At 69.8% G+C, this 13,287-nt stretch carries 12 protein-coding genes; 9 read left to right on the top strand and 3 right to left on the bottom strand.

Annotated features, from left to right (window positions below; genetic code table 11):
- Window positions 1–19: 19 nt before the first annotated feature.
- The 9 genes from ACPP3B_RS08035 to chrA all read left to right on the top strand — a co-directional run bounded on the left by ACPP3B_RS08035 (window position 20) and on the right by chrA (window position 9,153).
- Window positions 20–775 (top strand): c-type cytochrome, encoded by a 756-nt coding sequence (locus tag ACPP3B_RS08035; protein ID WP_424858667.1) that lies wholly within the window; start codon window positions 20–22, stop codon window positions 773–775.
- Window positions 772–2,079, top strand: a complete 1,308-nt coding sequence (locus ACPP3B_RS08030) for a c-type cytochrome (protein ID WP_424858666.1) — start codon at window positions 772–774, stop codon at window positions 2,077–2,079. Before ACPP3B_RS08035 ends, ACPP3B_RS08030 begins: the two co-directional genes overlap by 4 nt.
- Window positions 2,080–2,114: 35 nt before the next feature.
- Window positions 2,115–3,347 (top strand): PAS domain S-box protein, encoded by a 1,233-nt coding sequence (locus ACPP3B_RS08025; RefSeq protein WP_424858665.1) that lies wholly within the window; start codon window positions 2,115–2,117, stop codon window positions 3,345–3,347.
- Window positions 3,344–4,135: an HD domain-containing phosphohydrolase gene (locus ACPP3B_RS08020; RefSeq protein WP_424858664.1), complete on the top strand. Its 792-nt coding sequence runs from the start codon at window positions 3,344–3,346 to the stop codon at window positions 4,133–4,135. The genes ACPP3B_RS08025 and ACPP3B_RS08020 overlap by 4 nt, the downstream gene beginning before the upstream one ends.
- 227 nt (window positions 4,136–4,362) lie before the next feature.
- Window positions 4,363–5,772 (top strand): CmpA/NrtA family ABC transporter substrate-binding protein, encoded by a 1,410-nt coding sequence (locus ACPP3B_RS08015; protein ID WP_424858663.1) that lies wholly within the window; start codon window positions 4,363–4,365, stop codon window positions 5,770–5,772.
- A gap of 3 nt (window positions 5,773–5,775) precedes the next feature.
- Entirely contained in the window at window positions 5,776–6,651 is an 876-nt protein-coding gene (ntrB, locus tag ACPP3B_RS08010; RefSeq protein WP_068606942.1) for a nitrate ABC transporter permease, read from the top strand.
- 3 nt (window positions 6,652–6,654) lie between these two features.
- Window positions 6,655–7,449 carry an ABC transporter ATP-binding protein gene (locus ACPP3B_RS08005; protein WP_424858662.1) on the top strand — a complete coding sequence of 265 codons (795 nt, stop codon included), beginning with the start codon at window positions 6,655–6,657 and terminating at the stop codon, window positions 7,447–7,449.
- Window positions 7,450–7,476: 27 nt separating this feature from the next.
- Window positions 7,477–7,920 (top strand): cyanase, encoded by a 444-nt coding sequence (cynS, locus tag ACPP3B_RS08000; protein WP_068606946.1) that lies wholly within the window; start codon window positions 7,477–7,479, stop codon window positions 7,918–7,920.
- 30 nt (window positions 7,921–7,950) lie between these two features.
- Window positions 7,951–9,153, top strand: a complete 1,203-nt coding sequence (chrA, locus tag ACPP3B_RS07995) for a chromate efflux transporter (RefSeq protein WP_424858661.1) — start codon at window positions 7,951–7,953, stop codon at window positions 9,151–9,153.
- 5 nt (window positions 9,154–9,158) lie between these two features.
- Here chrA and ACPP3B_RS07990 read toward each other — a convergent pair whose 3' ends face one another.
- The 3 genes from ACPP3B_RS07990 to ACPP3B_RS07980 form a co-directional block, all read right to left on the bottom strand.
- A complete protein-coding gene (locus ACPP3B_RS07990) occupies window positions 9,159–10,619 on the bottom strand; it encodes a TrkH family potassium uptake protein (RefSeq protein WP_424858660.1) in 1,461 nt (486 codons plus the stop codon).
- Window positions 10,620–10,650: 31 nt separating this feature from the next.
- Entirely contained in the window at window positions 10,651–12,042 is a 1,392-nt protein-coding gene (gene trkA, locus ACPP3B_RS07985) for a Trk system potassium transporter TrkA (RefSeq protein ID WP_424858659.1), read from the bottom strand.
- A gap of 77 nt (window positions 12,043–12,119) precedes the next feature.
- Window positions 12,120–13,259 (bottom strand): acyl-CoA dehydrogenase family protein, encoded by a 1,140-nt coding sequence (locus tag ACPP3B_RS07980; RefSeq protein ID WP_299020752.1) that lies wholly within the window; start codon window positions 13,257–13,259, stop codon window positions 12,120–12,122.
- Window positions 13,260–13,287: the final 28 nt, after the last annotated feature.

Raw genomic sequence — 13,287 nt, 5'->3', positions numbered from 1 at the left:
TCGCGGCGACAATTGGGGCATGGAGACCCTGACCGCCTGGGCACGGGCATGGCGACGCGGCCTGGCCGCCGCCGGCCTGTGCCTCCTGACCACCGCCCACGCCGCTCCGCCTCCCGCCCGCCCCTTCGAGGACACGCTGGCGCAGCGCCTTCAGGCCTGCACGGTCTGCCACGGCGCCGAGGGCCGTGCCGCCCCCGACGGCTACTACCCCCGCATCGCCGGCAAGCCGGCCGGCTACCTCTACCACCAGTTGCTCAACTTCCGCGAAGGGCGCCGGCACTACCGGCTCATGGTGCAGATGGTGGATCCGCTCGATGACGCCTACCTCTGGACCATCGCCGAGCACTTTGCCGGGCTGAACCTGCCCTACCCGCCGCCGACGGCCGTGCGCCAGACGCCGGCGGAGCGCGCCCGCGGCGAACGGCTGGCCCGCCAGGGCGATGCGGCGCTGGGCGTGCCGGCCTGCATCCAGTGCCACGGCGCCCGCCTGACCGGGCGGCAGCCCCACGTGCCCGGCCTGCTCGGCCTGCCACGCGACTATCTGACGGCGCAAGTGGGCGCCTGGCGCACTGGCCTGCGCCGGGCCCACGCACCGGACTGCATGCACACCATCGCCGAGCGGCTGGGCCCGGAGGACGTGGCCGCCGTGGCGGGCTGGCTGGCCAGCCAGCCGCTGCCCGCCGACACCCGGCCCGACACCCCGGGCGGCCCACTGCCCATGGCCTGCGGCCCGCTGCGCACGCCGGCCACCGCGGCGGCAGGAGGGGGGCGATGAGCCGATCCCTGCACCGCTGGAACACCCGGGCCAGGGCCGCGCTGGCCGCTTCGGCCAGCCTGCTGGTGCTGGCGGCGGCCTGGCTGCTGTGGCCCGCCCGCCCGGTCGAGGTGTCGCGCCCCGACCCGCCCGCCACCGATGCCGCGACGGTGGAACGCGGGCGCTACCTGGCCACCCTGGGCAACTGCCAGACCTGTCACACCGCCCGGGGCGGTACGCCCTACGCCGGGGGCCGCGCCATTCCCACGCCGTTCGGTCTGGTCTACAGCAGCAACCTGACGCCGGGCGCGGGCGGCCTGCAGGGCTGGACCGCCGCCGACTTCTGGCGCGCGCTGCACCACGGGCAATCACGCGACGGGCGCTGGCTCACGCCGGCCTTTCCGTACAACAACACCACGCACATCACCCGGGCTGACAGCGACGCCCTATTCGCCTACCTGATGAGCCTGCCGCCTGTCGACGGGGCGCCACCCGACCATGCGCTGCGCTGGCCCTACGGCACGCAGGCGGCGCTGAAGGTGTGGCGGGCGCTCTACTTCCGCCCCGCCGAGGCGGCCTCCACCGCCACCGCGCCGGTGGGCGTCACCGCCGAGCGCGGCGCCTACCTGGTGCGCGGCCTGGGCCACTGCAGCGCCTGCCACGCCACGCGCGGCACCCTGGGCGGCAGCAACGACATGCTGGGCCTGGCGGGCGGCCTGATCCCGGTGCAGAACTGGTACGCCCCCTCGCTCAACGACCCGGCCGAGGCGGGCGTGCAGGACTGGACGGTGGACGAGGTGGTGCGCCTGTTCCGCGACGGCCGCGCGCGCGACGCCGCGGTGCATGGCCCCATGGCCGAGGTGGTGCTGCACAGCACCCAGCACTGGCGCGACGAGGACCTGCGCGCCATGGCGCTTCATCTGCAAGCGCTGCCGCGCCAGCCGGCCCCGGCGGCGAGCGCGGAGCCCACCCTGCTGCGCGCCGACGGCGCTGCCGTGTACCGACAGTACTGCGCCCAGTGCCACGGCGAACAGGGCGAAGGCATGCGCGGCGCGGACGGCGGCTGGGCCTACCCCCCCCTGGCCGGCAACCGCGCCGTCACCCTGGGCAACCCGGCCAACCTGGTGCAGATGGTGCTCAACGGCGGCTTCGGCGTCGCCACGCGGGGCCACCCGCAGCCCTTCGGCATGCCACCCTACGTGCTGGAACTGAACGACGCTCAGATGGCTGCTGTGATCACCCATATCCGCGCGCGCTGGGGCAACCAGGCGCCGCCCGTGAGCGAGCTCGACGTGCGCGAGTTGCGCGGTTCGTCGCTGCGTTGACGGGCCGGTGGCACGGCCCTTGCATGCCGGCAGGCATGGCCGTTGCCGCCTCCCTCCCGCCGCCGCCCGCTGCCGCGCCTGCGCCGCACGCGTGGTACGAGCGCCTGGGCCTGCTGCTCGAGTCGACCGGCGAGGGCATCTTCGGCATCGATCTGGACGGCGCCTGCGTCTTCATCAACCAGGCCGGCACCCGCCTGCTCGGTTTTGACACGCCGCAGCAGGTGCTGGGCCTGAACATGCACGACCTGACGCACCATTCCGATGCGTCGGGACACCCCTACCCGGTCGATCGCTGTCCCATCTTCAACGCATTCCGGCAGGGGCTGCCCTGCCGCATCGACACCGAGGTGTTCTGGCGCCGCGACGGCAGCGCCTTCCCGGTGGAATACACCAGCTACCCGATCCAGGACGGCACGCTGATCCGGGGGGCCGTCATCACCTTTGTCGACATCACGGCGCGCAAGCAGGCCGAGGCTGCGCTGCATGACGCCAAGGCGCAGTTGGAGGCGCGCGTGCGCGAACGCACCGCCGAGTTGCAGACCGCCCTGCAGCAGTTGCGGGAGCTGGCCATCCACTCCGAACGCGTGCGGGAGGAGGAGCGCACCCGCATCGCGCGCGAGATCCACGACGAACTGGGCAGCCTGCTGGTGGCGCTGAAGATGGACGTCAACTGGATGGACAAGCGCCTGTCGGAACAGGGAGCGCGCCAGCCCGACGAGGCCGAGCGCATGCGCGAGCGGCTGCGCTGCAAGTGCCAGAACATGAGCCGGCTGATCGAGTCCGCCGTGGACAACGTGGGGCGGCTGATCAACGACCTGCGGCCCAGCATCCTGGACCACCAGGGCCTGTGGGCCGCGCTGGAGTGGCAGGCGCAGGAATTTGCCGCCACGGCGGAGCTGGCCCTGGACTGGAGCATGGACGTGGCAACGGAGGCCGATCCGCCCGAGGCGGCGGCGATGGCGGTGTTCCGCATCTTTCAGGAGATGCTGAGCAACGTGGGGCGCCATGCCCAGGCGCGCACCCTGCAGGTGCGCATCGGCTTCGGCGACGCCGGCCTGCACCTGCAGGTCCGCGACGACGGCCGCGGGGCCGATCCGCGCGTGTTCGAGTCGCCGCAGGCCTACGGCATCCTGGGCATGCGCGAGCGCGCCCGGCACCTGGGCGGCCGACTGTTCCTGCACAGCGCACCCGGGCAGGGCTGCACGCTGACCCTGGAGGTACCCGCGGCGGCGCTGCGCCCCTCGGCGTCCACGGAGGCAGACGCATGAACCACCCGAGGACGCTGCGCGTGCTGATCGGCGACGACCACCGCATCGTGCGCGAGGGCCTGAAGCAGGTGCTGGCCGAGGCCGAAGACATCGCCGTGGTGGCCGAGTTGACCGCACGCACACTGCGCTGGCCCGACGCGACGCTGGAAAGCCTGCGCCGCGCGGCGTTGTCGATGAACGTCGGCATGGCGCGCCTGCACGACGACCTGGCTCGGCAGGAGGCCCCGCTCAACCCCGACCAGCGCCACGCGGTGCTGGCCCACCCCGAGCGTGGGGAGGGGCTGCTGCGACGCCTGGGCGTCAGCGACGCGCTGTGGCTGGCCCTGGTGCGTGACCATCACGAGGTCAGCGGCGGCGGCGGCTACCCGCATGGCGTGACCGAGGTCGCCGAGCCGGCGCAGCTGCTGCGCCTGGTGGATGTCTACGCGGCGCGACTGAGCCCACGCCTGCATCGCCCCGGGCTGCCCGCGCCGCGGGCGGCGCGCGACGTCTGCTTCGATGCCAGTGGCATGCCCACGCCGCTGGGCGCGGCCCTGGTCAGGACGCTGGGGCTGTACGTGCCGGGCAGCTACGTCGAGCTGGCCAGCGGCGAGCTGGCCGTGGTGGCGCGACGTGGCCGGCGCACCACCGCGCCGCTGGTGTTTGCGCTGACCGGCCGCGACGGGCTGCCGCGCGGCGAGCCGCCGCTGCGCGACACGTCGGAGCCGTCCTACGAGGTACGCCGCAGCGTGGCACCGCACGAAGTGCGGGTGCGCCTCGACCCGAACCGGCTGCTGGCGCGGCTGTGAGCAGCCGGTGGCGTCGCCACCGCGACGGTGGCGGCCGGGCTTGGCACAGCGATGGTGCAGGTGTGCTTGCCGCCGGGGGGCGCGTGAACCAAATCAGGGATTCCCCCGATATGGAGGCAGACCGGTGCTCGGTCGGGAATCTGTCTTGGACAGGGAGGTGACCTTGCCAGCCATGAGTGGCATGGCGTTTGCTTGGTCAAGGGGCCATCGTCCACAGGAGCGTCCCCATGACCCCGTATTTCGATCCCTACGACGCCGACCGTCCCCTGATGCTCAAGTGCAGCTGCGGCCGTGATCACACCGTGGCCGATCATCAGCGGGAGGAAGCCCAAGCGCGTGAACGCGCTGCCGCCACCCTGCGCCAGCGCAGCGAATCGCCGGACTTCGTCGAGTACGCCAACCAGTTCATCGAGGCCGCGCTGGTCAAGGCCCTGTTCCCGCAGGACGCGGTGCGGCGCCGCTTCCTGCGTGCCGTCGGCAAGGGCACGGCAATGGCCGCCATCGCCAGCGTCGTGCCGATCGCCAGCCTGCAGGCGATGGCGCAGGAAAAAGGCGCGCTGGAGAAGAAGGATCTCAAGATCGGCTTCATTCCGATCACCTGCGCCACGCCGCTGATCATGGCGCACCCGCTGGGCTTTTACCAGAAGCATGGTCTCAACGTCGAGATCGTCAAGACCGCCGGCTGGGCCCTGATCCGCGACAAGATGCTCAACAAGGAATACGACGCGACTCACTTCCTGTCGCCGATGCCGCTGGCCATCAGCCTGGGGCTGGGTTCGAATGCCACGCCCATGAACGTGGCCACGATCCAGAACACCAACGGGCAGGCCATCACGCTGGCGCTCAAGCACAAGGACAAGCGCGACCCGAAGGACTGGAAGGGCTTCAAGTTCGCGGTGCCCTTCGAGTACTCGATGCACAACTTCCTGTTGCGCTATTACGTGGCGGAGGCCGGTCTCGATCCGGACAAGGACATCCAGATCCGCGTGGTGCCGCCGCCGGAGATGGTCGCCAACCTGCGCGCGGGCAACATCGACGGCTTCCTTGGGCCCGATCCGTTCAACCAGCGTGCCGTGTTCGAGGAGGTTGGCTTCATCCACCTGTTGACCAAGGAGCTCTGGAACGGACACCCCTGCTGCGCCTTCGGCACCAGCTCGGAGTTCATCCAACAGAACCCCAACACCTTCGCGGCGCTGTTCCGCGCGGTGCTGACGGCCGCCGCGATGGCGCGCGAGGCCAAGAACCGCGAACTCATCGCCAAGGTGATCGCGCCCACCCAGTACCTGAACCAGCCCGAGATCGTGCTTCAGCAAGTGCTGACCGGGCGCTTTGCCGATGGTCTGGGCAAGGTGCACAACGTGCCCGACCGCGCCGACTTCGACCCCATGCCGTGGCAGAGCATGGCGGTGTGGATGCTGACCCAGATGAAGCGCTGGGGCTACATCAAGGGCGACGTCAACTACCGGCAGATCGCCGAGCGCGTCTTCCTGCTGACCGATGCCCGCAAGCACATGAAGGAGCTGCGCATGCCGGTCACCGAGGGGCCCGGCTACCGCAAGCACACCATCATGGGCAAGGAGTTCGACCCCGCCAAGCCGGACGAGTACCTGCGCGGCTTCGCGATCCGGAGGACCTGAGCCATGCGGTCGACCTACCCGAACCTGCGCGCGGCGCTGGTGTCGCTGCTGCTGCTCGTCGCTGTGCTGGGCATGTGGCAGCTGGCCACGGGGGGCGGTGCCGGCACCCCGGCCGCCGCCACCGCCAACCTGTCGGCGGAGGAGCTGGAGTACCTGCGCATGATGGGCAAGGACCCGGAGACACAGGCGCAGAAGAGCGGCGGCTTCCCGAGTCCGATGGCGGTGGCCGAAGCCTCGTGGCGGCACCTGTCCGACCCGTTCTTCGACCGTGGGCCCAACAACAAGGGCATCGGCCTGCAGCTGCTGCACTCGCTGGGGCGCGTGGCCATGGGCTTCGGGCTGGCGGTGCTGGTGGCGCTGCCGCTGGGCTTCGTCATCGGCATGTCGCCGCTGATGCGCAAGGCACTCGACCCCTTCATCCAGGTGCTCAAGCCCATCAGCCCGTTGGCGTGGATGCCGCTGGCGCTCTACACGCTCAAGGACTCCAACGTCAGTGGCGTGTTCGTGATCTTCATCTGCTCGGTCTGGCCGATGCTGATCAACACCGCCTTCGGCGTCGCCTCGGTCAAGCGCGACTGGCTCAACGTGGCGGCCACGCTGGAGGTGTCGCCGCTGCGCAAGGCCTTCCGCGTGATCCTGCCGGCGGCGGCGCCCACCATCCTGACCGGCATGCGCATCAGCATGGGCATCGCCTGGCTGGTGATTGTCGCGGCCGAAATGCTGGTCGGCGGCACGGGCATCGGTTACTTCGTCTGGAACGAGTGGAACAACCTCAGCCTGCCGAACGTGATCTTCGCCATCCTGACCATCGGCGTGGTCGGCATGCTGCTCGACCAGATGTTCGGTCTGCTGCAGAAGGCGGTAACCTATGTGGAGTAAGTCATGATCCCTTTCCTGCAGATTGAGGGCCTGAGCAAGGCCTACCACCCGGCCCGGCCGGTGTTCGCGGACGTGTCGTTCGGCCTGGAGCGGGGCGAGTTCGTCTGCATCATCGGCCACTCCGGCTGCGGCAAGACGACCATCCTGAACGTGCTGGCCGGGCTGGACACGGCCACCGCGGGCCACGTCTTCATGGACGGGCGCGAGGTGGTCGGCCCCAGCCTGGAGCGTGGCGTGGTGTTCCAGGGCCACGCGCTGATGCCCTGGCTCACGGTGCGTAAGAACATCGCCTTCGCCGTGGAGTCGCGCTGGCCAGACTGGAAAGCCGCTCAGGTGAACGAACACGTCGAAAAGTACGTGGCCCTGGTGGGCCTGAGCCACGCGATCGACAAGAAGCCCAGCCAGCTCTCGGGCGGCATGAAGCAGCGCGTCGGCATCGCCCGGGCCTTTGCCATCCAGCCCAAGATGCTGCTGCTGGATGAGCCCTTCGGCGCGCTCGATGCGCTGACGCGCGGCACGATCCAGGACGAGCTGATGGCCATCGTGCGCCAGACGCAGCAGACGGTGTTCATGATCACCCACGACGTGGACGAGGCCATCCTGCTGGCCGACCGCATCCTGCTCATGAGCAACGGCGCCGACACGCCCGCGGGCTACCGGCCCGGCGGCATCACCGAGGTGGTGGCCAACCCGCTGCCGCGCGATCGGACCCGCGCCGGGCTGCACCACCTGCCCGGCTACTACGAGCTGCGCAACCACATCGTCGATTTCCTCGTCTCGCGCGCCAAGGCGCACTGACCCCACCCACCCTGCAAGGAGCCTCGCATGAACCGCAATGACGTCACCGAAAAGATCATCTCCACCAAGGTCGCCAAGGGCCTGAAGTGGGAGGACGTGGCCAAGAAGGTTGGCCAGTCCAAGGAATGGACCACGGCGCTGTGCCTGGGCCAGATGACCGCCACGCCCGAGCAGGCCAAGGCCCTGGGCAAGATCTTCGGCCTGACCGCCGAGGAGCAGAAGTGGCTGCAGGTCGTGCCCTACAAGGGCTCGCTGCCGACCCAGGTGCCGACCGACCCGCTGATCTACCGCTGGTACGAGATCGTGAGCGTGTACGGCACGACGATCAAGGAGCTGATCCACGAGGAATTCGGCGACGGCATCATGAGCGCGATCGACTTCAGCATGGACATCACGCGCGAGCCCGATCCCAAGGGCGACCGCGTGCACGTCGTGCTGTCGGGCAAGTTCCTGCCCTACAAGCAGTACTGACCGCCGCCGGCGATCGGGCATGATCGCGGTATGTCCCCGCGCGACCGTGCCCGCGAGTGCCTTGCCATCGCCCTGCTGTTCCTGCGCCTGGGCCTGACCAGCTTTGGCGGTCCGGTGGCGCACCTGGAGGTCTTCCGGCGCGAATTCGTGCAGCGCCGCGCCTGGCTGGATGCACACGCCTACGGTGATCTGGTCGCGCTGTGTCAGGTGCTGCCCGGGCCCGCCAGCAGCCAGGTGGGCATGGCGCTGGGGCTGCTGCGGCAGGGCTACGCCGGGGCGCTGGCGGCGTGGATCGGCTTCACGCTGCCCTCGGCCATCGCAATGGCCGCGCTGGCGCTGTGGCTGGCGGGCCCAGCCCCCGGCGCGCGCGTGCCCCCGGGTCTGCTGCAGGGCCTGATGCTGGCCGCCGTCGCCGTGGTGGCCCATGCCGTTTGGGGCATGGCACGCAGCTACGCCCCCGGCGGCCGGCGGTTGGCCTGGGCCGCGACCGTGGGCGTTGCCGCCTGGGTGTGGCCCAGCGCCTGGGCCCAGCCGGTGCTGATCGCCCTCAGCGCCGGCTTTGGCGCGTGGGCCTTCCGCCAGGGATGGGCACCCCCTGCCAGCCCCTTGGCCGTGGACATCGGGCGCCGGGCGGGCGCCGTCTGGCTGGGCCTGTTCGGCGCGGGCCTGGCCGTTCTGCCCATGCTGGCGGCTTGGGCCCCTGGCGGGTGGTGGCCCGTGGCTGATGCGTTCTACCGCATCGGGGCGCTCATCTTCGGCGGGGGTCATGTGGTGCTGCCGCTGATCCAGGCGGAAGTGGTGGGCCCTGGCTGGATCGGCGCAGAGACCTTTCTGGCCGGCTATGGCGCGGTACAAGCCATGCCGGGACCCATGCTGACCATCGCCAGCTATGTGGGCGCCGCCCTGACGCCACCCCTGGGCGGCTGGACCGGCGCCACCGTGGCCCTGCTGGCCATCTACGCCCCGGCTTTTCTGGTGCTCGCCGGCACCCTGCCCGGCTGGACCCGTTGGTGCCAGTCTCCGCGGCTGCGGCCCATGCTGGAGGGCGTGCACGCGGGCGTGGCCGGGCTGCTGGCCGCCGCCCTCGCCCACGCGGCCCACGCCGCCATCCATGGGGTCGCGACGGCCGTGGCCGCAGCCGCCGCCCTGGCGCTGCTGCGCAGCGGCCGGGTGCCGGTGTGGGCGCTGGTGGGGGTGTACGCGGCGGGCGGTTGGATGCTGGGCGGGCACTGATCCCCTCACCGCCGCCAAAACGCCCGCGTGAACAGCACCAGCACGCTCAGCAGCTCCAGCCGCCCGAGCAGCATCGCAAAGCTCAGCACCCACAACTGAAACGGCGACAACCCGCCGTAGTTGCCGGCGGGGCCGACCTCGCCCAGGCCGGGGCCGATGTTGTTGACCGTCGCCACCACGGCCGAGAAGGCCGTCACCAGATCCAGCCCCGACAGCAGCAGCAAAAACGTCAGCCCCATGGTTGCGGCACCGTAGAAGAGCATGAAGCCCAGCACCGCCGCCATCACCTGCGCCGGCACGGCCTGCCCCCCCAGCGTGACCGGATTGACCACATGCGGGTGGATGATGCGCACCAGCTCGCGCCGCGCCTGCTTGACCAGCAGCACCATGCGCACCATCTTGATCCCGCCGCCGGTGGACCCGGCGCACGACACGAAGGCCCCCAAAAACAACAGGAACACGGGGATGAACACCGGCCACTGCATATAGTCCGTCGTGGCGTAGCCGGTGGTCGTGGCCAGCGACAGCACATGGAAGGCCGCCTGCCGCACGGCCGTCGGCCCGTCGGCGTACACCCCTTCGGCCAGCAGCATCAGCGTCACCAGCGCGATGGAGGCTGCCAGCACGATGGCGTAGGTGCGGATTTCGTGGTCGTTCCACAGCGGGCGCAGCGTCATCCCGCGCAGGACCATGAAGTAACGCAGAAAGCTGATGCCCGCCAGCGCCATGAACACCACGGCCACCCACTCCACCGCGGCGGACTGGAAGTGGCCGATGCTGGCGTCGTAGGACGAAAACCCCGCCAAGCCCATGGTCGAGCACATGTGCATGAAGGCATCGGCCCAGCCCATGCCGGCCCAGCGGTAGGCCAGCAGGCACAGCACCGAAAAACCGAAGTACACCCCCCACAGTCCGCGCGCGGTCTCGGCGATGCGGGGGGTCAGACGGGCATCCTTCATGGGGCCGGGCGTCTCGGCCTTGTAGAGCTGCATGCCCCCCAGGCCCAGCATGGGCAGCACCGCCACCACCAGCAGCATCACGCCCAGTCCGCCCACGTACTGCAAAAAGCAACGCCAGATGTTGATCGACACTGGCAAGCGCTCCAGCCCGGACAGCGCCGTGGCGCCGGTGGCGGTCAGCGCGCTCATGGCCTCGAAATAGGCGTGGTGCCAAGTGATGCCGGGCACCATCAGCATCAGCGGCACGGCGGAGTACGCCGGCAGCACCAGCCACACCAGATTGACCAGCAAAAAGCCGTCGCGCGGCATCAGCTCGCGCCGGCGCGAGCGCGTGATCAGCCACAGCACCGCGCCGCTGGCCAAGGTCAGCCCCGCGCACGCGGCCCACTGCAGCTCGTGCGTCAGATCGTCGTGGAACCAGGCCCACGCCATCGGCACCCCGAAAGCCACGGCAAAGGCCATCAGCACATGCGAAAAGACGTAGAGCGCGGGGCTGAGGGATTGCATGCGTGCGGATGAGCGGTGCGGGCCGCGGGCGTCAGCCGAAGAAGGTCGCCCCGACCTGGAACAGCTTTTCCACCTCGCGCACCAGGCGCTTGTGGGGGATGAAGATGACGATGTGGTCGTCGGTGCGGATCAGCGTGTCGTGGTGCGGCATCAGCACCTCGGCATCGCGCCCCTCGCCGCGCACGATGGCGCCGATGCGCGCGCCCTTGGGCAGGCGGATTTCCTCCACCCGCCGGCCGACCAGCCGGGACGTCTTGACGTCGCCGCGTGCCACGCCCTCCAGCGCCTCGGCGGCGCCGCGGCGCAGGCTGTGCACCGCCACCACGTCGCCGCGGCGCACATGCGCCAGCAGCTCGCCGATCACCGTCTGCGCGGGCGACACCGCGATGTCGATGGCGCTGCCCTGCATCATCTCGGCATACGCGCGGCGGTTGATCAGGGCCATCACCCGGCGCGCGCCCAGCCGCTTGGCCAGCATGGCCGACATGATGTTGTCCTCGTCGTCGTTGGTCAGCGCGAGGAAGAGGTCCATGTCGGCGACGTTTTCCTCTTCCAGCAGCGCTTCGTCCACGCTGTCGCCCTGCAACACCAGCGTGCTGGAGGGCAGTTGGCTGGCCAGGTACTCGCAGCGCCGGGGGTTGCTCTCGATGATCTTGACCTCGCACTGCCCGACCAGGGAGCGGGCCAGCCGCAGCCCGACCTTGCCGCCGCCAGCGATCATGAGCCGCTGCACCGGCTTGTCGCGCGCGTGCAGCGCCTGCAGCACGAGCCGGATTTTGTCACCCGCCGCCAGGATGAACACTTCGTCGCCCGGCAGGATGCGGGTATGCGGCTCCGGGTCCATCTCGGCGTCGAGCCGGTACAGCGCGACCACGCGCATTTCGGCATGCGGGAACAAGGCCCGAAACTCGCCGATGGTGTGCCCGACCAAAGCACTGCCCGCCGTGGCCCGCACCGCGATCAGGCTCGCGCGGCCATCGGCAAACTCCAGCACCTGCAACGCCTCGGGGTAGTCGATGAGCTGGTGGATATAGCGCATCACCGACTCTTCGGGGCAGATGACGTGGTCCACCGCAAAGCCGCTTTTGCCCAACAAGTCGCTGCCTTCTTCGAACTCGGGCGAGCGCAAGCGCGCGATCGTCGTGGGCACTTGGAAGACGTCGTGCGCGATCTTGCACACGACCAGGTTCGATTCGTCCTGCGCCGCGCAAGCGATGAGCATGTCGGCGTCTTTGGCGCCCGCTTCGGCCAACACCGACGGCTGGATACCGTTGCCGACCACGCCCCGCAGGTCGAGTCGCTCCTCCAACGCACGCACGCGCGCTGGGTCCTGGTCGATGACGGTGATGTCGTTTTGCTCGGACACCAGGCTTTCGGCGACGCTCTCGCCCACCCGGCCCGCCCCGAAGATGATGATGTTCACCGCATCATGATACGACGAACGATGGAGCGATCTTCGGCTGCCGCACCGGCGCGCCAACCCCGCCCGAGGCGCGCCCGTCAGCCCTCGGCCGCCAGCGCGCGTTGGATCAGGATTTTCTGCACGTCGCTCGTGCCCTCGTAGATCTGGCAGACACGCACGTCGCGCCAGATGCGCTCGACCGGGAAGTCGCTCACGTAGCCATAGCCGCCCAGCGTCTGGATGGCAGCGGAGCACACCCACTCGGCGGTTTCGCTCGCGATCAGCTTGGCCATCGCGGCTTCTTTGAGGCAGGGCTGACCTGCATCCCGCATGGCTGCCGCGTGCCACGTCAGTTGGCGCGCCGCCTCCAGCCTCGCTGCTGCTTCGGCGAGGCGAAAGCCCACGGCCTGGTGGTTGAAGATCGGCTGGCCGAAGCTCTCGCGTTCCTTGGCGTAGGCAATCGCCACCTCAAGCGCGCTGCGCGCCATGCCGATGCTTTGCGCCGCGATACCGATGCGCCCGCCCTCGAGCGCCGACAGTGCGATTTTGTAGCCTTCGCCCTCGTCGCCAATACGGTACTCGGCGGGGATGCGGCACTGGTCCAAGCGGATCTGCGCCGTGTCGCTGGAGTGCTGGCCGACCTTGTCTTCGAGACGAGCCACGACGTAGCCCGGCGTGTCGATGGGCACCAAAAAGGCGCTCATCCCGCGTTTGCCCGCCGCTTTGTCGGTGACGGCGATGACGATGGCCACTTGCCCGTTCTTGCCGCTGGTGATGAACTGCTTGACCCCGTCGAGCACGTACGTGTCGCCCTCGCGCCGTGCCGTGGTGCGCAAGGCCGCAGCGTCCGAGCCGACATGCGGCTCGGTCAAGCAAAACGCGCCCAGCATCTGCCCCTGCGCCAGGGGCACCAGCCAGCGCTGCTTTTGCGCCTCGCTGCCGTAGCGCAGCAAAATGGCGCACACCGGGCAGTTGTTGACGCTGATGGCGGTGCTGGTGCCGCCGTCGCCGGCGGCGATTTCCTCCAACACCAGCGCCAGGCTCACGTAGTCCAGCCCCGCGCCGCCGTAGTCCGTGGGCACGCATACGCCGTAGCAGCCCAGCTCAGCAAGGCCCCGGTGCGCTTCGCGCGGGAACGTGTGCTCGCGGTCCCAGCGCGCCGCGTGGGGCCAGAGTTGCTCGCGTGCGTAGGCGCGCACCGCGTCGCGGATCAGGCGTTGGTCTTCGGTCAACAGCATGGGGGCTCCGGCAGTGGGTGCGTGTCAG

The organism is Tepidimonas sp. HKU77, from assembly GCF_049728535.1.
In the GTDB taxonomy this organism is placed as follows: Bacteria; Pseudomonadota; Gammaproteobacteria; order Burkholderiales; family Burkholderiaceae_C; genus Tepidimonas.
This window is presented reverse-complemented; position numbering and strand designations above follow the sequence as displayed.